Source organism: Citrobacter sp. RHBSTW-00887, from assembly GCF_013728095.1.
Taxonomy (GTDB): domain Bacteria; phylum Pseudomonadota; class Gammaproteobacteria; order Enterobacterales; family Enterobacteriaceae; genus Citrobacter; species Citrobacter braakii.
Map to the genome: position 1 here is coordinate 1,075,067 of NZ_CP056267.1, position 21,012 is coordinate 1,096,078.

Annotated in this window: 17 protein-coding genes; 15 read left to right on the forward strand and 2 right to left on the reverse strand. The window is 51.7% G+C overall.

Features of this window, described 5'->3' with window-relative positions:
• Positions 1 to 2 precede the first annotated feature (2 nt).
• From vexB to vexE, 4 genes are read left to right on the forward strand one after another with little or no spacing between them, the layout of a single operon-like run.
• Positions 3 to 797, forward strand: a complete 795-nt coding sequence (gene vexB, locus HV314_RS05180; RefSeq protein ID WP_181547484.1) for a Vi polysaccharide ABC transporter inner membrane protein VexB — start codon at positions 3 to 5, stop codon at positions 795 to 797.
• Positions 798 to 822: 25 nt separating this feature from the next.
• The gene (gene vexC / locus HV314_RS05185) at positions 823 to 1,518 is read left to right on the forward strand and encodes a Vi polysaccharide ABC transporter ATP-binding protein VexC (RefSeq protein WP_181547485.1); all 696 of its coding nucleotides are present in this window, start codon (positions 823 to 825) and stop codon (positions 1,516 to 1,518) included.
• 22 nt (positions 1,519 to 1,540) lie between these two features.
• The gene (gene vexD / locus HV314_RS05190; protein WP_115190269.1) at positions 1,541 to 2,845 is read left to right on the forward strand and encodes a Vi polysaccharide ABC transporter inner membrane protein VexD; all 1,305 of its coding nucleotides are present in this window, start codon (positions 1,541 to 1,543) and stop codon (positions 2,843 to 2,845) included.
• 19 nt (positions 2,846 to 2,864) lie between these two features.
• Positions 2,865 to 4,847, forward strand: coding sequence for a Vi polysaccharide transport protein VexE (vexE, locus tag HV314_RS05195; RefSeq protein ID WP_181547486.1), 1,983 nt, complete (start codon positions 2,865 to 2,867; stop codon positions 4,845 to 4,847).
• A gap of 228 nt (positions 4,848 to 5,075) precedes the next feature.
• Here vexE and HV314_RS05200 read toward each other — a convergent pair whose 3' ends face one another.
• On the reverse strand, positions 5,076 to 5,612 hold the full coding sequence (locus tag HV314_RS05200; protein ID WP_181547487.1) for a GNAT family N-acetyltransferase: 537 nt from the start codon (positions 5,610 to 5,612) through the stop codon (positions 5,076 to 5,078).
• Between the two features lie 962 nt (positions 5,613 to 6,574).
• Here HV314_RS05200 and pgaA point away from each other — a divergent pair.
• The 6 genes from pgaA to HV314_RS05230 all read left to right on the forward strand — a co-directional run bounded on the left by pgaA (position 6,575) and on the right by HV314_RS05230 (position 13,499).
• Positions 6,575 to 9,037 carry a poly-beta-1,6 N-acetyl-D-glucosamine export porin PgaA gene (gene pgaA / locus HV314_RS05205; protein ID WP_181547488.1) on the forward strand — a complete coding sequence of 821 codons (2,463 nt, stop codon included), beginning with the start codon at positions 6,575 to 6,577 and terminating at the stop codon, positions 9,035 to 9,037.
• Between the two features lie 9 nt (positions 9,038 to 9,046).
• The gene (pgaB, locus tag HV314_RS05210) at positions 9,047 to 11,068 is read left to right on the forward strand and encodes a poly-beta-1,6-N-acetyl-D-glucosamine N-deacetylase PgaB (protein WP_016157399.1); all 2,022 of its coding nucleotides are present in this window, start codon (positions 9,047 to 9,049) and stop codon (positions 11,066 to 11,068) included.
• Positions 11,065 to 12,399: a poly-beta-1,6-N-acetyl-D-glucosamine synthase gene (gene pgaC, locus HV314_RS05215; protein ID WP_075847468.1), complete on the forward strand. Its 1,335-nt coding sequence runs from the start codon at positions 11,065 to 11,067 to the stop codon at positions 12,397 to 12,399. The genes pgaB and pgaC overlap by 4 nt, the downstream gene beginning before the upstream one ends.
• Positions 12,396 to 12,902, forward strand: a complete 507-nt coding sequence (pgaD, locus tag HV314_RS05220) for a poly-beta-1,6-N-acetyl-D-glucosamine biosynthesis protein PgaD (protein ID WP_049041934.1) — start codon at positions 12,396 to 12,398, stop codon at positions 12,900 to 12,902. Before pgaC ends, pgaD begins: the two co-directional genes overlap by 4 nt.
• A gap of 82 nt (positions 12,903 to 12,984) precedes the next feature.
• Positions 12,985 to 13,215, forward strand: a complete 231-nt coding sequence (gene yjdI / locus HV314_RS05225; RefSeq protein ID WP_016154303.1) for a 4Fe-4S mono-cluster protein YjdI — start codon at positions 12,985 to 12,987, stop codon at positions 13,213 to 13,215.
• Between the two features lie 11 nt (positions 13,216 to 13,226).
• Positions 13,227 to 13,499, forward strand: coding sequence for a GNAT family N-acetyltransferase (locus tag HV314_RS05230; RefSeq protein WP_016157396.1), 273 nt, complete (start codon positions 13,227 to 13,229; stop codon positions 13,497 to 13,499).
• Positions 13,500 to 13,541: 42 nt separating this feature from the next.
• Here the strand turns inward: HV314_RS05230 and HV314_RS05235 are convergent, their stop codons facing one another.
• Entirely contained in the window at positions 13,542 to 14,471 is a 930-nt protein-coding gene (locus HV314_RS05235; RefSeq protein WP_046276120.1) for a LysR substrate-binding domain-containing protein, read from the reverse strand.
• 391 nt (positions 14,472 to 14,862) lie between these two features.
• Between HV314_RS05235 and HV314_RS05240 the strand changes: the two genes are divergently transcribed.
• The 5 genes from HV314_RS05240 to HV314_RS05260 all read left to right on the forward strand — a co-directional run bounded on the left by HV314_RS05240 (position 14,863) and on the right by HV314_RS05260 (position 20,994).
• Positions 14,863 to 15,468, forward strand: a complete 606-nt coding sequence (locus HV314_RS05240; protein ID WP_181547490.1) for an ankyrin repeat domain-containing protein — start codon at positions 14,863 to 14,865, stop codon at positions 15,466 to 15,468.
• 126 nt (positions 15,469 to 15,594) lie between these two features.
• Positions 15,595 to 16,383 (forward strand): DUF2877 domain-containing protein, encoded by a 789-nt coding sequence (locus HV314_RS05245; protein ID WP_181547492.1) that lies wholly within the window; start codon positions 15,595 to 15,597, stop codon positions 16,381 to 16,383.
• Positions 16,361 to 17,908 carry an acyl-CoA synthetase FdrA gene (gene fdrA, locus HV314_RS05250; protein WP_016157393.1) on the forward strand — a complete coding sequence of 516 codons (1,548 nt, stop codon included), beginning with the start codon at positions 16,361 to 16,363 and terminating at the stop codon, positions 17,906 to 17,908. Before HV314_RS05245 ends, fdrA begins: the two co-directional genes overlap by 23 nt.
• Positions 17,908 to 19,326 (forward strand): DUF1116 domain-containing protein, encoded by a 1,419-nt coding sequence (locus HV314_RS05255; protein ID WP_016154297.1) that lies wholly within the window; start codon positions 17,908 to 17,910, stop codon positions 19,324 to 19,326. The genes fdrA and HV314_RS05255 overlap by 1 nt, the downstream gene beginning before the upstream one ends.
• A 117-nt stretch (positions 19,327 to 19,443) precedes the next feature.
• Positions 19,444 to 20,994 (forward strand): xanthine permease, encoded by a 1,551-nt coding sequence (locus HV314_RS05260; RefSeq protein WP_181547493.1) that lies wholly within the window; start codon positions 19,444 to 19,446, stop codon positions 20,992 to 20,994.
• Positions 20,995 to 21,012 lie beyond the last annotated feature (18 nt).

Genomic DNA, 21,012 nt, shown 5'->3' on the forward strand with positions numbered 1-21,012 from the left:
ATATGAATATTTTGAAAAATAATACTTATTATTTTATGAAACTCATTACCGTCTATGAGTTAATCATTTTGTTAATGTCACGCGATATCAAAACACGCTATAACGGTAATTTGCTAAACTATATGATGGTGCTGGCCGTACCATTGGTATGGATAACCATTACCGTTATTTCTTTTCAATATTTAAATCGCACCGTGCCAATATTCACTGACGATATCAGCTTTGTTATTGCGGGTATATTACCGTATCTGTTATTTCGTTATACCATTACCGCAACCATGCGCACCCGTTCATTCTTTACATCGTTGGCGGTTGTCTCGCAGGTTAAGAAAAGACATGTGATTTTTGCTCTTGCCGCAGTCGAATTTGTTAATGCGGTTATCATTTATATTATTGTTTCATTAATTAACTTTCTTATCTTCTCCCGTTGGGAAGCCCAGAAACCGATCCTGATTTTTGAAGGGATGGTTATCGCATGGCTTCTGGGGTTATCGTTTGGTTACTTTTGTGACGCACTGTCTGAACGGTTTCCGCTGGTCTACAAAGCCGTTCCTGTAGTGCTAAGACCGATGTTTTTGATTTCAGCTGTCTTTTATACGGCGAATGAATTGCCCTATTCATTATTAAGCATATTCAGCTGGAACCCTCTACTTCATGCTAATGAGATAGTCAGAGAAGGAATGTTTGAGGGGTATGACTCCTTGTACCTTGAACCTCTTTACCCTCTGGCATTTTCCGCAACGTTATTCCTCGCGGGCATCATTTTTCACCTGATTTGTGACACTGAAAATCACTGACCTTAGCTTCAGGAGAGACGCGTTCGTGTTCGGTTTATTAGGTTGTACACGCTATTTTGAGTCTGATAAGGGCCCGCGGGTGGTCCTTGATAAAACAGATTTTATCATGGATTACCATGAGCATATCGGTATTCTGGCGGCCCCTGGTTCAGGCAAAACGACGCTAACCCGATTGCTGTGCGGTATAGATGCTCCTGATGAAGGGGATTTTATTGGGCTACGGGGTGATGCGCTCCCACTGGGGGCAAATGCTTTTGTTCTGCCGGGGTTAACCGGCGAAGAGAATGCGCGCATGATGGCCAGTCTTTATGGCCTGGATGGCGATGAGTTTTCACATTTCTGCTATCAATTGACCCAGCTTGAACGGCGCTATACCGACAGGGTGAGTGAATATTCTGTCACGATGAAAGCGCATCTGGCATTTGCCATTAATTTACTGCTTCCCTGCCGCCTTTATATTGCCGATGACAAGCTGTACACCGGGGATAATGCCACACAGTTGCGTATGCAGGCGGCACTAGCTTATGAGCTGCAACAGAAAGGGTTGATTGTGCTAACGCGCAACCCTCGGCTTATTAAAGAACACTGTCATGCGTTTGGCGTACTGCTGCATGGAAAAATTACGATGTGTGAAGATTTAGCACAAGCATCTGCGCTTTTTGAACAATATCAGTCAAATCAGGCGACGATTCAAACTGATGATTATTCCTTTGATATATAATTAGAAAATATACGGATAGAGTGTGGAAAATTCAGAACGTATTAAAAAATGGAAAGAGGAAAGGGCGAAGGTAGCAGAAGAAAGCCGAGCCTCGCGACTACAACAAAAAGAGGATGAACGCGCCCTTCGCCAGACGGAAAAAACGGCCGATGCGAAAAGTCATCATCGCCCAGACGCCGGGTGGTCCGCGACGGATGCTGATTCCGTCCGTAGAGCGTCATTGGTTATTAAAGAGCGGCGTGTTCAGCAAGCCAAACAATCGCTACGTCGGCTCTTTCTTTATATTGCTTTGCCGCTGCTGGTTATTATGCTTATGTCGTGGCTATTAACTTCGCGTTTTTATAGCGCGGATGCCACCTTTATTGTGCAAACTGATGCCAGCCAGGATAATTTTTCTGGAACAGCTTTCTTTGGTGCAGGCAATGAGATGTCGGAGGGCTTTCAGGTTCGCGAGTTTATACTTTCGAAAGAAATGATGGAGCGGATGGAAAAAGAGCTCGGTTTTTTATCTTATTTCGCGCAAGACGATATCGCATTATTTTCCCGCTACCACGCACCGCTGGGTATTAATGATGATCCTTATCGTTACTATTTATCGAAAGTCTCGGTTGCTGTCGATATTCAACAGGGCATGCTGCGTTTAAACGTCAAGGCGCGGAGTGCGAAACAGGCTGAGTTTTTTGCCCAGCGCATTCTGGCTTTTGCTGAACAGCACGTTAATACCGTTTCAGCGCGGATGCAGCAGGAACGGATTTTATGGCTGGAAAACGATGTTAAATCGGCCCAGGAGAATCTGGGGGCCGCTCGGCTTGAATTGCTAAAAATACAGCATATACAAAAAGATATTGAACCGCAGGAAACCGTGACCGCGATTTATCAATTAATTGCTGGCTTTGAAACGCAGTTGGCGGAGGCGAAAGCGGAATACGCGCAATTAATGGCTAATGGTTTGGATCAGAACCCCCTTATTCCTCGCCTGTCGGCCAAAATCAAGGTCCTGGAAAAGCAGATCGGCGAACAACGTAACCGCCTGTCAAATAAGTTAGGGTCGCAAGGTTCTTCAGAAAGTCTGTCCCTGTTTGAAGATCTTCGCCTGCAGAGTGAGATCGCCAAAACACGCTGGGAATCTGCCTTACAGACCTTACAGCAAGGGAAGCTTCAAGCGCTACGTGAGAGACGGTATTTGCTGATCATTTCTCAACCGATGGTGGTGTCTGACACCACTCGCTATGCCGATGGAACAAAGTGGTTACTGTTCTTCGTGTTGCTGGGCATCGCGTACCTGGTGACTTCTCTCCTGATAACCATCAGGCGGATGCGTGAATAAGGCGGAGTAAGGAAATACGATGAGCTTGCACTCTACATGTAAAAAAATATCGCCAACCACCCTGCTCAAACAAGAGGATTGGGAGGGGCTATGTCACTATTTCGGTCAGCATCCCGAAAAAGTACGAGATAGTGCTGGAAATGAGCAAAACATTCTTCTCTTCGCTATCGCGTGTTTGCGTAAAGATGAAACAGATGCCGCGCTGACTTTGTTGTCAGACCGTGTGCTGACGGCAAAGAATAGCCGTGATTTATTGCGACGCTGGGTTATTTCGCCGCTGGCATCACATCATCGGGACGCTGTACTACAGGTGGTTAACAAACTGCTGGCGGTGAATGTGTGCCAGCCGGAGGATGTCCTGCTGGTCGCAAGTGTGCTGCTTAAGAGTAAACAATATGCGACTGTTGCTGACTTAGCCGAGCGGGCATGGCTCGCTTTTTCGGGCAATAGCAAAATTTTTGCCCTCCATCTGCGCAGCCTGACGCTGGTGGATAAAGAGTTACAGGCAATCTCGTTGGCCAGAACACAGGCGCAGGAAGCTCCCCCGCGGGGAGATATGATTGAGACCTGCCTCCGTTTCTTAAATAAAAGCCGCCTACCAGAAGATCATGACTTGGCCCGCGCATTGCTCCCTTTCTTCGCGTTAGAAAGCCAGGAGTCGGCGGGGCTGGCGGTTGATACGCTGTGCGCTGTCGGTAAATATCAGGAAGCCATTCAGACTGGGGAGTCCGCATTAGGCCGTGGGTTGGATGGTGCGGCGCTGCGTCGTAGCCTGGGGCTTGCCTACTATCAATCCGGTCGCAGCCGGGAAGCGAAGCTTCAGGCCGCTGAGCATTGGCGTCATGCCCTGGATTTTAACCCTGATAATTTACGGATCGTGACCCTGTATGCCGATGCCTTAATCAGAACGGGTCAGAATGAGAAAGCCATTCCGTTACTGCAGCAGTCGCTCGCGACTCATCCTGATCTTCCTTATGTCAGAGCCATGTATGCCCGAGCACTGCGCCAGGTTGGGCAATACGCTGCTGCCAGCGATGAGTTTGTACAACTGGCAAGGGAAAAAGGGGCGACCAGTAAATGGAACCGTTATGCCGCGGCGGCGTTGTTACAGGCGGGGAAAACAAGCGAAGCGGAAAGCGTCTTTGAGCACTATATTCAGGCCAGAGCAAGCCATCTGCCTCAGTCATTCGAAGAGGGGCTGCTGGCGCTTGATGGGCAAATATCTGCCGTTAATCTACCGCCTGAGCGCCTTGACTGGGCATGGGAAGTTGCCGGCAGACAGTCCGGTATCGAGCGCGATGAATGGGAACGCCGGGCGAAGTGGGGGTATCTTGCCGATAATTATCTCCTCGACTGGCTTGAATGCCGTGGAGAGCAGGCCGACGAACCGATGTATCGGTTGGCCGATATATCGCATGTCGAGCAGTTTTTCCAACGGCTGCAGCTCGATAAGCGTGGTTGCATTGTTGTATCGGCTCATATGGGCGCAATGTATGCCGGGCCGATGATCCTCTCCTTGCTGGAAATGAACAGTAAATGGGTGGCTTCCACGCCTGGCGTGCTCAAAGGGGGCTACGGTGAGCGGTTGATTTCGGTTAGTGACAAAAGCGAAGCGGACGTGGTCAGGGCCTGCATACAGACCTTACATAGTGGGCAGTCGCTTGTTGTGGCGATCGACGGCGCGCTGAATTTGAGCGCGCCGACTATCGACTTTTTCGGCCAGCAGATTACCTACTCCACCTTTTGCTCTCGACTTGCCTGGAAAATGCACCTACCCACCGTATTTGGTGTTCCGGTGTGGCGAGACGGGCGCATCCATTTTGTTTTGGAGAAAATGGTCGATCCGCAGAGGTTCGAAAGCCAGTCTTCTTTTATTGAGCGCTGGAAAGACAATTACCTGAAATGTGTAACCCAAATCCTGAATAGCGGGCCGGAAAATCTGAGACTGTCGGGAGGGATTTGGCGAAATATCACGCGCAGGGATGAATCATCTTCGGGCTGAAAAGATGTTTGCCCCGCGATGCCTTTGGCGCACCAGGCGGGGCCGCCCGCTAAGTAAAACTGAGTTATTCGATTTAGAAAGCATCCGTTCATTAACGTTCGGGTGCTTTTTTCGTTCTAACGAGCTGAAAAACGGAGAATTATATAATAGCTACGTTATACCTGATTGTGGTTCTGTTTGTCTGAGGGTTACCAGAAGACAGTATCCTGAAGTCATCCCTTAGCGATGTTAAATAGCGGCATCGAAATCCGCTGGTAGCGTACTGTTACCTGTACCCAGGCTGCGTTGCATTAATACCGTATTAAGCCAGAGCCCATGCTTGAATCCAATGTTCGTCAGCGTGCCTATTTTCGTAAATCCGGCCTGCTGATGGACTTTCAGCGATCCCTGATTATTGCTGTCGCCGACGATAGCGATCAACTGCCGATAACCCTGCGTTTCAGCCCACTCAATTACATGGCGTAGCAACGCTTTTCCCACCCCCTGACGCTGTGCCGTCGGGTCAATATAAATCGAATCTTCGAGGGTATAGCGATAGGCATAACGCTCGCGGTAGCGGGTGAGATAGCAATACCCGATGACCTTATCTTCTTGCAATGCGACAACCCACGGCAGTTCCAGACTGCGGATTTTTTCCAGACGAGCTTGCATCTCGCGGGTATCCGGTGGGTCAGTTTCAAAGCTGCCGGTACCGTGAATAACATGATGGGCGTAGATATCGCGTATGGCGGGGATGTGTTTTTTTTCAGCGTTAACGATTTTCATTGACCAGCTCCCATTGGCATCTTTGTCCAAATTACCTCAAAGGCTGGAGGGAAGGTAAGTGCAAAAAATTATGCGTCTATACCCGCCATTCTTTAAGATGCATATGCGTTGGCTACGCTAGCTCACTTCAGTCACATAGTTCGCTATGCTCCTGGGGATTTACTCACTTGCCGCCTTCATGTAACTCGAATTATTTAGGGTATATAAATTATTTCCAATGTAAATAAGCTTTCAAATTGTAAGGGTAAAGTGAGTGGGGTTGATACTGTCAATAATACGCAAGGTTGGTAAATACATTAGCGAGTTGAGCAATGCACAATTCTTCGCGCACGTATTATGGCGGATACCAAAATACCAATTTTGGTAGATTGCAATGATAGGCTCAGGAAGTTGTTTGATTCTATTAAGTTTTTACTGTTTTTTTTACTGTACTTAGTTCTGCTTATGACTGTACCTTTAATTTCATTTTATCGACCCTGTTCGAAACTTAAAATTAGGTTATATTATTTACATTGTTATCTTTGTTGTTATCAGGGGCATTATTATCAGAACTTTCTCTATCCGCACACAATAGTTACCATGCAAACAGTTGCGCGGTGTAGCTATGCCAACTAGCAATAGTTATCATCGTCACAAGGTTTCGTCATGCAAACTTAATCTAAATCCAGAATTCAATCCCAAGAGTATTAGGATTATTTAGTCTAAAATACTTTTTTGTCTAAGAGTTTTCGTATCGCATAGCCACGAACTACGCTGAGTGATAAAATTTTCGAGTTTACGCCTGCTTTCCCACGATTAGAGGGCTAGGCGCGGGTAGTCAATAAGACGAAAGAGTTAATTGCTTCATAACCCTATTGCAAAATAAGCGGCAGTGCATCTTACATGGTCGGGTATCGTAAGTAACCGACTGTAATATATTGAAAACGCTTATTTTTACTCTGATGTAAGTTATAAGGGCAGATATGTTAAGTATGCGTCGACATGCCAACTTCATTAAACGTTTTAAGTCTTTAAGCTGTTTATTTACGGCAAGCGTTCTTTTCCCTATGCAAATCTCTGCAGCGACATCAGATTATGACGCTTTGGTTATTGAAGCGCGGGGTGGTAATAGTGCACCGTTATTGCGTTATCTAGAGGATCAGGGAAAGCAAAGCGCGCTAACGCCAAATCAGGTTGCCGACTGGCTGCAAGTTTCCAGTTGGGTTGATAACAACGATAAAGCCACTATTGAAATTTGGCAGCGCTATCGTGGGCAGATGGATGTGCCTGCACGCGGCAAAGTCGCCGCTGCACGTGCGTACCGTAACCAGAAAAACTGGAATGATTCATTGGCGGTATGGGAAAGCGTTTTACAGGAAGAGCCTGACAACGTTGACGTACGCACCGGCTGGATAATGACGTTGGCAGATGCTCGCTACAATCAGCAAGCCCTTACTGAAGCGAATAAATGGGCACAGGCACATCCGGGGGCTGACTCCGATGCGCTACTTGCCTACGTATATCATTCTCAGGGAAAAAACTGGGACGCGCTGTTGGTTGCCAGCCAGGCGGATGACGTTGATCCTGGCAACAAAAATGCAAAATCTACGCTGCTGTCTGCTCTGTCAGCAAACCGTGTTTCCGGGCCCGCCTTAAATATGGCGGAGGTAGTGCCTACGGCAGATCCTGTGAAGCGCCGCCTTGAGCTTGATGCGGCCGCCGAAATGGTACGTTCCTCCTATACGTCTGCACGTAATGAAGAAGAGCGGTTTATCGTGGCGGATAAAGCGCTGGCCCGTTATGACCAGTTGCTGGCTGCCTGGAAGGATGAGCCGTCCGCGCAGAATGATGTCCGTCGGGCGAGAATTGACCGCATGGGCGCTTTGCTGGTTCGTAAGCGAACGTCTGAAGTGATTAAGGAATACGAATCGCTTTCTGCGAGCGGCGAAGTGCCAAACTACGCAAAACGCTGGGTAGCATCGGCATGGTTAAGCGAACGCCAGCCAGAAAAAACCGAAGCGATGCTGATGAGCATCTACTACCCGAATGGACCGATTCCCGTTACGCCGCTTGGTCCTGAGGATCAACAGGATCTGTTCTACGCGCATATCGATAATGAAAACTTTGATGCCGCTAAAAAACAGGCCGAAAACCTAATCAAAGAGAGTCCGTACCTGAGGCGCATCTATGGTTCGCCAACGCCACAGCCTAACGATAACTGGCTGCTCGGACAGTCGATGCTGACGCAATATTATATTGCTGCCAATGAACTACCTGAGGCTGAAAATCTCGCAGAGCATCTGGCGCGAACAGGTTCAGGTAACCAGGGGCTGCGCATATCTTATGCCTCCGTTCTTGAAGCGCGTGGCTTGCCGCATGCGGCGGAGAAAGAGCTGAAGCTGGCGGAAGTGATTGAGCCAAGTAACCTGGAACTGGAGCGTCAGCAGGCTTATGTTGCGTTGGATCTCCAGGAATGGAGGCAGGCCGATGAACTGACGGATGACGTCATCGCTCGTAGCCCAGATGATGAAGCGACGCTGCGCCTCGCGCGTATTCGTGATGTCCACAAAATGTCGGAAGTGCGCATTAGCGGCACACAAGGGCTCTCGTCCGATAGCCCGGTCAGCGGTAAGAATGACTTCAACATCAATACTGCCATTTACAGTCCGCCAATTAACGACAACTGGCGATTGTTTACTGGATTCAACTTTGCTACTGGCGAATTTGAGGAAGGTAAAGGCATCAGCCGCGATCTGGCGGCGGGGGGGGAATGGACTTCCCGCGACTACTGGGCAGAAATGGAAGTCTCTGGCCGAAATTATGGCGATGGTCAGAAAATTGGCGGTCGTCTTTCCGGCTGGCATGACTTCAATGACAACTGGCGCGTAGGCGGTTCGGCCGAGCGCTTGTCGCGTAATACGCCACTGCGCGCGCTGCGTAGCGGCGTGTATGCCAACGGCGGCGATATGTTTGTTCGCTGGTATCAAAACGAACGACGTGAATATCAACTGTCGTTTGCCGCATCACATTTCTCAGATGGTAACGATCGCATCGAATACGGACTCAGCGGAAAAGAGCGCATGTGGACAACGCCGCGCTTCACCCTAGACTTTACCCCGGGCATCGGCGGGAGCACCAACACCAAAGAGAATGTGCCGTATTACAACCCGAAGAGTGATTTTTCCGTGGTACCTGGTCTGAGCGCGGAGCAGGTTCTTTACCGCCATTATGACACCGTGTGGACGCAGCAAGGTCTGGCTGGCGTAGGTGGCTATTGGCAGCAAGGCCAGGACGCTGGTGCCATCGTTCAGGTGGGATACGGACAACGGCTCAAATGGAACAACGTCGTAGATGGCGGGGTGATGCTGATTTGGGATAAACGCCCCTACGACGGTAAACGTGAGCGGAATATCTCCCTCGCTTTCGATTTAAATGTCAGGTTTTAAGGATTGTTCATGCTGAAAAGATGCCTGTGGCTTAGCGCATTAATCGCTGGCTGGTTGATGATTACCGCGTGCAGTAGCGCGCACAATACAACGCCTCGCTACGTTCCTCCCGCAGAGAGAACGCCGCTGACGGCGGATCATCCGTGGCCGAAAAATAGCTTCCTGGTGCTCGGTTACCACGATGTCGAGGATGGTGCCGCCGACCAACGCTATCTTTCTGTGCGCACCAGCGCGTTGAGCGACCAAATGGCCTGGCTGCGTGATAATGGCTATAACCCGATCAGCGTGCAGCAAATCCTGGACGCCCATGACGGTAAAATCGTGTTGCCGGAAAAAGCGGTATTACTCACCTTTGATGACGGATATAGCAGTTTTTATACCCGCGTCTGGCCGCTGCTGAAAGCCTATAACTGGCCTGCGCTCTGGGCGCCGGTAGGGAGTTGGGTTGATGCTCCCGCCAACAAAAAAGTCGATTTTGGCGGCTTAATGACGGCGCGAGATAAATTCGCCACCTGGAAAATGGTCGAAGAGATGGGCAAATCACCGTTGGTGGAAGTCGGTGCGCACACCTGGAATTCGCATTTCGGTGCACAAGCCAACCCGCAGGGAAGTAAAGAACCGGCGGTGGCGAACCGCCTGTATGATAAGAAAACCGGCACTTACGAAACGGATGAACAGTACACGCGCCGTATAAACGCGGATATCTCTCTCATCACCAACAAGATCAAATCGGTGACCGGGAAATCACCGCGCGCGTGGGTCTGGCCTTACGGGGCAGCCAACGGCACAACGTTAAACCTGGCTAAAGAGCATGGCTATAAGATGGCCTTCACGCTCAACGAAGGGTTGGCGAATGCCGCGTTTCTTGATGACATCCCGCGCGTGCTAATCTCTGATAACCCCTCTCTTAAGCGCTTTGCCAGCCAGGTCGCTCAGGTACGTGAACCGCAGACGATGCGCGTGATGCATGTCGATCTGGATTACGTGTATGACAAGGACCCGGCTCAGCAGAAGCGAAACATCGACAAACTTATCCAGCGCGTTTATGACATGCGTATTTCTCATGTCTTCCTGCAGGCCTACGCCGATCCGCAGGGTGACGGAAATATTCGCGAGCTCTATTTCCCTAACCGCTGGCTGCCGATGCGTGCCGACCTTTTTAACTATATCTCCTGGCAGTTACAAACGCGGGCAGGGGTGACGGTGTATGCCTGGATGCCGGTTCTGGCTTTCGATCTCGACGCTTCCATCCCACGCGTAACCGCCTGGGATCCGAAAACGGGACGTACAGCGATCAACCGCGAGAACTATGTCCGTCTGTCCCCCTGGAGCAGCGAAGCGCGTCAGCGCATCACTGAAATCTATGAAGACCTGGCCAAACACGCCAGCTTCAAAGGGATTTTATTCCATGACGATGCTTTCCTGACGGACTTTGAAGACGCGTCACCGGAGGCATTGGCTGCCTACCGCGCCGCAGGGCTTCCCGGAAGCATTGAGCAAATCCGTAGCAATCCCCAGGCGTTCGAGCGCTGGACGCGACTGAAAAGTAAGGTGCTGATCGACTTCACCAAACAACTGACCCAGGCGGTGCGTAATATTCGCGGTCCGCAGGTGCAAACGGCGCGCAATATTTACGCCATGCCGGTACTGGAGCCGGAGAGTGAAGCCTGGTTTGCGCAGAACCTGAATGATTTCCTCAATACCTATGACTGGACGGCACCAATGGCGATGCCTTTCATGGAGCAGATCCCGGCTAATGATGCCAACGCCTGGCTCGACAGATTAGTGAATGCCGTTGCACAAACGCCCGGCGCGCTGGACAAAACCGTGTTTGAACTACAGGCACGAGACTGGCGTAAATCCGGGGACGAGGCTGAAATCAGCGGAAAACAAATAGCCGAATGGATGCGCCAGCTGAAATTAAGCGGTGCAGGTAACTACGGCTATTACCCGGATGATTTCATCAGCGACAAACCTGAGATGTCAGAGATTCGCTCGACGTTCTCCTCATACTGGTACCCGCAAAAATGACCGATCGCATAATTGCTTTCCTGATACTTTGCCTGATGTTCAGCCTGCCGTTTGGCGTGGCGGTCATCTTTACAGGTGAAGTGATGTTGAACTTCGTCTTCTTCTGGCCCTTGTTTATGTCTGCTTTGTGGATAAGCGGCGGGGTCTATTTCTGGTTCTACCGTGAGCGTCACTGGAAATGGGGAGATGACACACCGCCACCGACGCTGGAGGGGAATCCGCTGGTTTCCATTCTGATCCCCTGTTTTAACGAAGGGATCAATGCGCGCGAAACCATTGAGGCCGCGCTGGCGCAGCGATATAAAAATATTGAAGTGATTGCCATCAACGATGGTTCAACGGATGACACCCACGACGTGTTGGAACAACTGGCGGTGGAATACCCCAGTCTGCGGGTGATTCATCTGGCTGAAAACCAGGGCAAAGCGCTGGCGCTCAAGACCGGGGCAGCAGCGGCGCGCAGTGATTACCTGGTGTGTATTGATGGCGATGCGTTACTGGACCGTGATGCCGTTGCCTATATTGTGGCGCCGCTGATCCAGTTCCCGCGCGTCGGTGCGGTGACCGGGAACCCACGTATTCGAACCCGCTCCACCTTAATCGGTCGGGTGCAGGTCGGGGAGTTTTCTTCCATTATCGGCTTGATTAAGCGTACTCAGCGAGTTTACGGGCAGATCTTTACCGTTTCCGGCGTGGTTGCTGCGTTTCGTCGTCGCGCGCTGGCCGAGGTCGGTTACTGGAGCCCGGACATGATCACCGAAGACATCGATATCAGTTGGAAGCTGCAATTGCGCCACTGGTCGATATTTTTTGAGCCGCGCGCACTGTGCTGGATCCTGATGCCTGAAACGTTAAGAGGGTTATGGAAACAACGACTGCGCTGGGCGCAAGGCGGTGCGGAGGTGTTTATCGTGAATATGCGCCGCCTGTGGTCATGGGAATATCGCCGTATGTGGCCGCTGTTTTTTGAGTTCTGTTTTTCTACCAGCTGGGCGTTTGCCTATGCGATCAGTATCGTGCTGTTCCTGTTAGGGCTGATGATCCCGATGCCGGACTCGCTGTATGTACAACATCTGTTCCCGCCTGCCTTTACTGGGCTAATCCTCGGCGTGGTGTGCTTGCTGCAGTTTGCGGTGAGTCTGATGATTGAGCGGCGCTATGAAAAAGGCATTGGCGCGTCGTTGTTCTGGATTATCTGGTTCCCGGTGGTGTACTGGATGTTAAGCCTGTTCACCACGCTGGTCGCTTTCCCGAAAGTAATGCTTAAACGCAAACGCGGCAGGGCGCGTTGGGTGAGTCCCGATCGTGGAATTGGGAGGATCGAATCATGAGCCAGCCGCTGATCTTTACGGAGCAGCGTTTGCTGCCGCGCATCATTGACGTGCTGTTAACGCTTTTTGCCTGGGTTGGCTTTTTATATTTGATCTATAAAGGGCTGATCACCGCTCTGGCGCACTCACCTTATATAGGCGTGCGACCCTTTTTCACCACGCTGGATACGGTCACGTTTTACATCCTTGTCGCGCTGGTCAACGGACTGGTGCTGATTGGTTGGGCGAAGTACAACCAGTTTCGTTTTCGGGTGGAACGTCGCAGTCGCAGGCCCGGACTGGAAGATCATGAGCTGGCGGAAAGTTTACGTATTACCCGGGAACTGGTGACAGAGCTGAACAAAGCGCGGGTGCTGACGGTTCACCATCATGAAAGTGGTGAAATCAGTCATATCGATGTGGACAGGGATATCGCCGATAACCGTCTACCGCCGCCGACGCCTGCGATGCTGGAGTATTTGCCGCCTGAGCCGCAGCCGTCGTGGCAGAAAAGGCCTGAGTGATATTTCTACTTTCAGCTGCTTCCTTCAGCCTCGCACAGGTCTATGATTAGACCCAGACAATAAAAAAATGCGAGGCAATGTCGTGGATAAGGAACTACTGGATGCCGGTTACCGGGCCTATACCGGCGAGAAGATTGACGTCTACTTCAATACGGCGATATGTCAACATTCGGGCAACTGCGTGCGGGGAAGCGCAGCGCTTTTTAACCTGAAGCGTAAACCGTGGATCATTCCGGATGAAGTGGATGTCGCGACGGTCATTAAAGTGATTGATACCTGTCCGAGCGGTGCGCTGAAATATCGCCAGAAATGAGTGAGGGGACCATGGAAATTCTTGCAGGCCACAACAAATTTTATGTTAACGATGCCGAAGGCAATCAGGTTGCCGAGATTGTCTTCGTGCCGACGGGTGAGCATCTGAGCATCATTGAACATACCGATGTCGACCCCAGCCTGAAAGGCCAGGGGGTCGGTAAACTGCTGGTGGCGAAGGTGGTGGAGAAAATGCGCGCCGAAAACCGCAAAGTTATTCCGCTGTGCCCGTTTGCCAAACATGAGTTTGATAAAACCCGCGAGTATGACGATATTCGCGCCTGATAATCTTACGTACGCCGGAAGGCATGACCGCCGTCCGGCGCATCACTCCCGATGCAGCAAATCCTGATAAATTCCCGTCAATACACCTTGTGGGCCAAACTCTTTTTTAATCCACTGGGTTACACGACCGGTGGCCGAATGCTGGGTCGCCAGCAGCATCCTTGAATCCTGACGCGGGTTGTGGATCTGCCGCGTGACCAGCAACGACTTTTCCATCGCCTCGCGTACCATATAGTCCGGCAGAAAACCGATGCCCTCACCCAGGATCTGGCACTGGCATTTGGTATTAAAATCAGGAACCAGAATCGACTCCTGTCCGTGTAACAGCCAGCCGACCTTCTTGTTGATGGTGTGCGCGGTGTCTTCCACCATGATGTTCGGGTACAGGCGCAGCTGGCTCTCAGAAATCGGTTCAGGCATAAAAGCCAGCGGATGATCCGGGGCAATCGCAAACGACCAACGGATCGCGCCGATCTCGGTGTAATCAATCCCCCCGCCGTCCAGTAACGTATCCGGCGCGCCGATAGCGATGTTGGCGAGGTTGTTAATGATCGAATCCCAGACGCCGTTATACACCTCGGTGGTGACGGTTATCTGGCAGGTTGGAAACTGTTTCTTGAGTACCTGCAGCAGTCGTGCCGTATGTTGAGGGGTATACAACAGTTGATTAATACAGATGCGTACCCGGGCTTCAATGCCCTGAGCAATGGTATCAATACTGCGCTTGATGGCGTGGAAATCGTTGAGCAGGTCGGTCGCCTTGCGAAACAGATAGCGTCCGGACTCGGTCAGCTCAATGCTGCGGGTACTGCGGGTAAACAGCACCACGTCGAGCCCCACCTCCATGCGCTTAATGGTGTAACTAATTGCTGATGTGGTTAAGCCAAGTTCCTCAGCCGCCTTGCTGAAGCTGCTGTAGCGGGCTGCCATCGTAAATGCCAGCAGGTTTTCCTCGGTAAAAATTGAATTCATCTTCCTCCCCTCCGGCGACAAACGCGCATCTGCGACGCGATGATTGTTGAATGTATTTGTAATCCTTATGCAGAGCAATCAGTTTTGAACAGAATTTAACACTAGTTTTACAATTGATTTGAAGGCAATCACACTTCTGTATATTAATTGCAGGCCGCTATCCGTGTAGCATCACGCCTGATTTTCCTGACAACTGATTAATGGCTAAAAGCGGCTCTGTCATAAGGAAAAGATTGCACTACAGCACGTTTTGTTCTCATTGTTAAATTTGATTCAATAATCGACACGCTTACGATGAATGAAATTTAAGCGGATATTATTCTCTGCACTCTGTTGCTATTCTCAGCTTATCGGATATTTAAAAAGTCTAAAAAACTGCAGGAGAGCGATTATGTCAGAGAAAGAACTCATTACTGAATTTCTGCTGGCGGCAGAGCAGGGTGATGCCGATGGATTAAAATCCTGCCTGGCAAAAAATGTGGATATTAATGCCACTAACCGCCAGGGGCGCACTGCCATAATTATTGCCAGCCTGAATAAACATTATGACTGTGTTTCTTTATTGATTGCTGCCGGTGCCGATATTAATAAACAGGATCAAACCTGTTTTAATCCATTCCTGATTAGCTGTCTGACTAACGATTTAACGCTGCTGCGTACCGTATTACCGGCCAACCCCGATCTTAATTGCCTGAGCCGTTTTGGCGGCGTCGGTATTACGCCTGCCAGCGAAAAAGGTCATGTAGAGATCGTACGCGAACTGCTGCTGCGTACCGATATCAATGTTAATCATACCAACTTTGTCGGCTGGACGCCGTTACTGGAAGCCATCGTGCTTAATGACGGCGGTGCGAAACAGCAGGAAATCGTCAAGCTGCTGCTCGAGTATGGCGCAAACCCGCACATGACGGATAAATACGGTAAAACCCCGCTGGAGCTGGCGCGGGAGAAAGGATACCACGAAATTTCCGAGCTGCTGATTGCGGCCGGAGCCTGACAGAGGAGCGCCACTATCGCTACGCCATCACGGCGATGCGTACGGGCGCTAACCGCAGACGGCGCGTTTCTCGCTTTCCGGGGAACGGGACGGGTTGAACAGGTTTTTTCCCGCGCGGTAAACCTGTTGATACCTGAACAGCAGCGGTTGCTGACGTTACTGAGTGAAGGTTGTGATAACGCGCCTAACAGCTGTCGGCTGGCGCTGACGCATTGTGAAGAGCTGTTTCACCCCGGTGAGAGAGTCAGTTTTACCGAATCGGGGATAGCCGTTGGCAACGATAAATGGATAGAAACTTCCGGTTGTCTGCCGTGGCGCATACCACAGTGGAGGCCTGATGCAATAAGCTTTGCTGCAATCCGCTGGCTGCGCTGGGAAGAGGTTATCCGCCAACAGCTAAGAAGCGCTGACACATTATTTCTGTACCAGGGTGATAACCCGTTTTATCTGGAAATCACCCGCCAATTACTGAGTCGCCGGCAAACATTACTGGCGGCGTTGCAGACAGGAGAAAATATCTCTACAGCGGTCAGCCATTTAATTGGTCTGGGGATTGGTCTGACGCCTTCATCTGATGATTATTTAGTGGGCTTAAGCACTATTTTATTTATTCCTGGACATCCACTGGGGAAATATCGTGATGAATTTTTAGCAGCCTTACAATGTGCCGGAAATAATACCACGCTACTCAGCAAAATAACGCTAGAGGAAGCCTTTCATCAACGTTATCGGGAAAGCGTCGGACGGCTGCTGAACCATATTATTACTGAGCAACAACCCGTTTCTACGCAATATATTACTGACATTAAAAATATCGGCTCAAGTTCTGGCTGCGACATGCTGTATGGCATGGCGGACGCCTGCGCCCTGAGCCACAGGTCCGGAGGGAATTATGTCGATCAGGATAGTTGTTAAAAAGAACACGTATTTTGATTCTGTCTCACTGATGTCTATCTCCACACGCGCAAATAAGCTCGATGGCGTTGAACAGGCGTTCGTGGCTATGGCGACAGAAATGAATAAGGGCGTACTGAAGAATCTCGGTCTGCTCACGCCTGAACTTGAAGAGGCGAAAAGTGGCGACCTGATGATTGTCATTAAAGGTGCCAGCGAGGCGGCGAACGATCAGACGCTGGTGGCGATTGAAGACTTGTTTACGCATAAAGAGCAAGGGGGGCAGCATGAAGCGCGCTATGCCACGCTTGCCAGTGCGAAGAAGCATGTTCCTGACAGCAACCTGGCGGTGATCTCGGTCAATGGTCTGTTTGCCGCGCGTGAAGCGCGTCAGGCGCTGCAAAATAACCTCAACGTGATGCTGTTTTCTGACAACGTCTCTCTTGAAGACGAACTGGCGCTCAAGCAGCTGGCGCATGAAAAAGGGCTGCTGATGATGGGGCCCGATTGCGGAACCGCCATTATTAACGGCGCGGCGCTGTGTTTTGGCAATGCGGTGCGTCGCGGCAACATCGGAATTGTTGGCGCCTCCGGTACCGGTAGCCAGGAGCTGAGCGTACGCATTCACGAGTTTGGCGGCGGGATTTCCCAACTGATTGGCACCGGTGGACGCGATCTGAGCGAAAAGATTGGCGGCCTGATGATGCTTGACGCGATTGGTATGCTGGAGGCCGATCCGCAAACCGAGATCATCGCGCTTATCTCCAAACCTCCTGCGCCAACAGTGGCGCGCAAAGTGCTGGAACGTGCGCGCGCCTGCCATAAGCCCGTCGTGGTGTGTTTCCTCGGACGTGAAGCCGCGCCTGCGGATGAAAACGGTCTGCTGTTTGCACGCGGCACTAAAGAGGCGGCGCTGAAAGCGGTACTGCTGACTGGCGTGAAAAAAGAGAGTCTGGATCTGCATCCGCTCAACTGGCCGCTGATTGAAGAGGTCCGCGCCCGCCTGACCCCGCAGCAAAAGTACATTCGCGGCTTGTTCTGTGGCGGCACGCTTTGCGATGAGGCGATGTTTGCTGCCATGGAAAAACATGCAGAAGTTTACAGCAACATTCATCCGGATCCGGCTTTTCGCCTGACAGATCTCAACCGCAGCGTGGGACATACCTTCCTTGATTTCGGAGATGACGATTTTACCAACGGTAAACCGCACCCGATGATCGATCCAACCAACCGCATTAGTCGTCTGTTGCAGGAAGCACGCGATCCTGAAGTCGGCGTGATCGTTATGGACTTCGTTCTTGGATATGGATCACATGAAGATCCGGTTGGCGTGATGATCGAGGCGATCGTCGAAGCCAAAGCGATCGCCGCCGCAGAGGGGCGTCCGCTTGAGATCCTCGGCTACGTGCTGGGAACCGATCTCGATACGCCGTCGCTGGAAAAACAGTGCCAGATGCTGACCGATGCAGGCGTGATCTGGGCGAGCAGTAGCACCAATACCGGATTGCTGGCGCGTGAATTTATCTGTAAAGGGGAGGAAGCCTGATGAGCCAGACACTGTTTAACCAGCCGCTGAACGTGATTAATGTCGGCATCGCGATGTTCAGCGATGACCTGAAAAAGCAGAATGTTCCCGTGACCCAGCTCGACTGGACGCCGCCGGGCCAGGGCAACATGCAGGTCGTGGCCGCACTGGACGAAATTGCCGATTCGCCGCTGGCTGACAAAATCGCTGCCGCTAACCAGCAGGCGCTGGAACGCATTATCCAGTCGCATCCGGTGCTGATTGGCTATGACCAGGCGATCAACGTCGTGCCGGGCATGACCCGCAACACCATCCTGCACGCCGGACCGCCCATCTGCTGGGAAAAAATGTGCGGCGCAATGAAGGGCGCGGTCACCGGGGCTTTGGTGTTTGAAGGGCTGGCGAAAGATCTGGATGAAGCCGCCGACCTGGCCGCCTCGGGTGAAATCATCTTCTCACCGTGCCACGAGCATGACTGTGTCGGTTCGATGGCGGGTGTAACGTCGGCGTCGATGTTTATGCACATCGTCGAGAACAAAACCTACGGCAACCGCGCATACACCAATATGAGCGAGCAGATGGCGAAGATCCTGCGCATGGGCGCGAACGATCAGAGCGTTATCGATCGCCTGAACTGGATGCGCGATGTGATGGGACCGATGCTGCGCGACGCCATGAAGCTGGCGGGCGAAATCGATCTGCGCCTGATGCTGGCGCAGGCGCTGCACATGGGCGATGAGTGTCATAACCGCAATAACGCCGGGACGGCGCTACTGATACAGGCACTGACGCCGTGGATTATTCAGACCGGCTATCCGGTTGAGCAGCAGCGTGAGGTATTCGAGTTCGTCCTCAGCAGCGATTACTTCTCCGGACCGACCTGGATGGCGATGTGTAAAGCCGCAATGGACGCCGCACACGGGATCGAATACAGCACTGTAGTCACGACGATGGCGCGTAACGGCGTTGAATTCGGTCTGCGCATCAGCGGCTTACCGGGTCAGTGGTTTACCGGTCCGGCGCAGCAGGTGATTGGCCCAATGTTTGCGGGCTATAAGCCCGAAGATTCCGGACGTGATATCGGTGATAGCGCAATTACCGAAACCTACGGCATCGGCGGTTTTGCCATGGCCACGGCACCGGCCATCGTGGCGCTGGTGGGCGGTACGGTTGAAGAGGCGGTCGATTTCTCTCGCCAGATGCGTGAAATCACTCTCGGCGAAAACCCCAACGTTACCATTCCGTTACTTGGTTTTATGGGCGTACCGACCGCTATCGACATTACGCGCGTGGGTAGCACCGGCATTCTGCCGGTGATTAACACCGCAATTGCGCACAAAGATGCGGGGATCGGCATGATCGGCGCCGGAATAGTCCATCCGCCGTTCGCCTGTTTTGAAAAGGCGATCCTCAACTGGCGCGACCGCTACTGCCAATAACAACAATCGGGGCTAACGCTGTTAGCCCCACAGTAGCGAAGCGAAAAACGTTGCTTACCTGCAGGGCTGGGCGATCCACGGGATCGCAAACGATGCTTAACCTGTTAAGGATATTCCATGAACAGCATAAAACTAGAATGGAAACGTGGTGACTGGGCTGCTTACTTTGGGCTGATGACCAACAACCTGACTAACCTGCTGACAATGATGGGGCTGCTCATTTTTGTCGTCGGGATCCCTACCGAAATTGTCTATGGTCGCATTGCGCCTGCCTTTGGTCTGGCGGTGCTGGTGGCCAGCGTCTGCTACGCCTGGTTTGGCCTGCAGATGGCAAAGCACACCGGGCGTAAAGATGTGACAGCGCTGCCGTCTGGGCCGAGCGCACCGTCAATTTTTACCGTGACCTTCCTGGTGCTAATGCCGGTATATCAGCAAACCAAAGATGCCAACTTTGCTATCCAGATAGCTCTGGTGTGGTGCTTTGTCGAAGCGTTGATCCTGGTCGGCTGCTCCTTCCTGGGCGAGACCATCCGCAAGATGATCCCGCGTACGGTATTACTTTCTTGTCTGTCCGGTCTGGGACTGTTGCTGCTGGCGATGAACCCGATGCTGCAGGCATTTGAAGCGCCGACCGTCTCTTTCATCGTCTTGTTGTTGATCTTCATTAACTGGTTCGGTAAGAAGCCGATTTTTGCCCGCATCCCCACCGGTTTGCTGCTGCTGATTGCCGGTACAGCGTTGGCGTGGATCTCCGGTTTGCAAAGCCCGGAAGCCATTAAATCTTCGATGTCTTCCTTTGGCTTCAACCCGCCGGAAATCCATGTCGACAGCGTCCTGCAGGGTTTGCCGCACGCGCTGCCGTACCTGGCTTCTGCGGTTCCTCTGGGTCTGGCGAACTACATTTTTGACCTTGAGAATATTGAAAGTGCGCATGCGGCGGGTGATGAGTACAACACCCGTAAAGTCATGATGGCGAACGGTTTTGCCTCCATGCTCGGCTGCATGCTGGGCAACCCATTCCCGGTGACCGTATATGTTGGGCATGCGGGCTGGAAAGCGATGGGGGCCAGCATCGGTTATACCCTCGCTTCAGGCATCACCATGTTCCTGGTACCGCTGTTTGGGCTGGGGGCGTTTATGCTCGCGATTATTCCGATGACTGCGATAGTGCCGATTCTGGTGTTTATCGGCGTGGTGACCGCCAACCAGGTGGTGCGAGAGACGCCCAAAGTCGAGGTTCCCGTTATCTTTATCTGCTTGTTCCCGTGGATCGCTAACTGGGCGTTGACCATCGTCAACAGCGTGATGGGCGCCGCCGGAACATCCGCGGGGAAACTGGGCAGCGACCTGCTGCACAGCAAAGGTGTCTATTACGATGGGCTGGTGCATCTGGGAAGCGGCGCGCCGCTGGCCAGTATGCTGTGGGGCTGCGTCGCTATCTTCGCCATTATGAATAAGCCGCTGCGTGGGGCGATTGCCGCAGCTTTTGGCGCGCTGTTATCGCTGTTTGGTGTGATCCACTCTCCGGCGGTTGGCTTTGCAGAAGGCAGTTCGATGATGTTTGTTGTGGCCTACCTGATGATGAGCGGCATGTTTGTCCTCAAGCATGTTCTTGATAGCCGTGAAGCGGTGACTGCCCCTGAGCAGGAACCGACGAAAACGACCTGAATCGCCTGTAAGCGGAAG

Excerpts from the sequence above, each read along its gene's own strand:
- vexB (WP_181547484.1), top strand. The coding sequence starts at position 3 with ATGAATATTTTGAAAAATAATACTTATTATTTTATGAAACTCATTACC.
- vexE (WP_181547486.1), top strand. The coding sequence starts at position 2,865 with ATGAGCTTGCACTCTACATGTAAAAAAATATCGCCAACCACCCTGCTC.
- HV314_RS05200 (WP_181547487.1), bottom strand. The coding sequence starts at position 5,612 with ATGAAAATCGTTAACGCTGAAAAAAAACACATCCCCGCCATACGCGAT.
- pgaA (WP_181547488.1), top strand. The coding sequence starts at position 6,575 with ATGTTAAGTATGCGTCGACATGCCAACTTCATTAAACGTTTTAAGTCT.
- pgaB (WP_016157399.1), top strand. The coding sequence starts at position 9,047 with ATGCTGAAAAGATGCCTGTGGCTTAGCGCATTAATCGCTGGCTGGTTG.
- pgaC (WP_075847468.1), top strand. The coding sequence starts at position 11,065 with ATGACCGATCGCATAATTGCTTTCCTGATACTTTGCCTGATGTTCAGC.
- pgaD (WP_049041934.1), top strand. The coding sequence starts at position 12,396 with ATGAGCCAGCCGCTGATCTTTACGGAGCAGCGTTTGCTGCCGCGCATC.
- HV314_RS05230 (WP_016157396.1), top strand. The coding sequence starts at position 13,227 with ATGGAAATTCTTGCAGGCCACAACAAATTTTATGTTAACGATGCCGAA.
- HV314_RS05235 (WP_046276120.1), bottom strand. The coding sequence starts at position 14,471 with ATGAATTCAATTTTTACCGAGGAAAACCTGCTGGCATTTACGATGGCA.
- HV314_RS05240 (WP_181547490.1), top strand. The coding sequence starts at position 14,863 with ATGTCAGAGAAAGAACTCATTACTGAATTTCTGCTGGCGGCAGAGCAG.
- fdrA (WP_016157393.1), top strand. The coding sequence starts at position 16,361 with ATGTCGATCAGGATAGTTGTTAAAAAGAACACGTATTTTGATTCTGTC.
- HV314_RS05255 (WP_016154297.1), top strand. The coding sequence starts at position 17,908 with ATGAGCCAGACACTGTTTAACCAGCCGCTGAACGTGATTAATGTCGGC.
- HV314_RS05260 (WP_181547493.1), top strand. The coding sequence starts at position 19,444 with ATGAACAGCATAAAACTAGAATGGAAACGTGGTGACTGGGCTGCTTAC.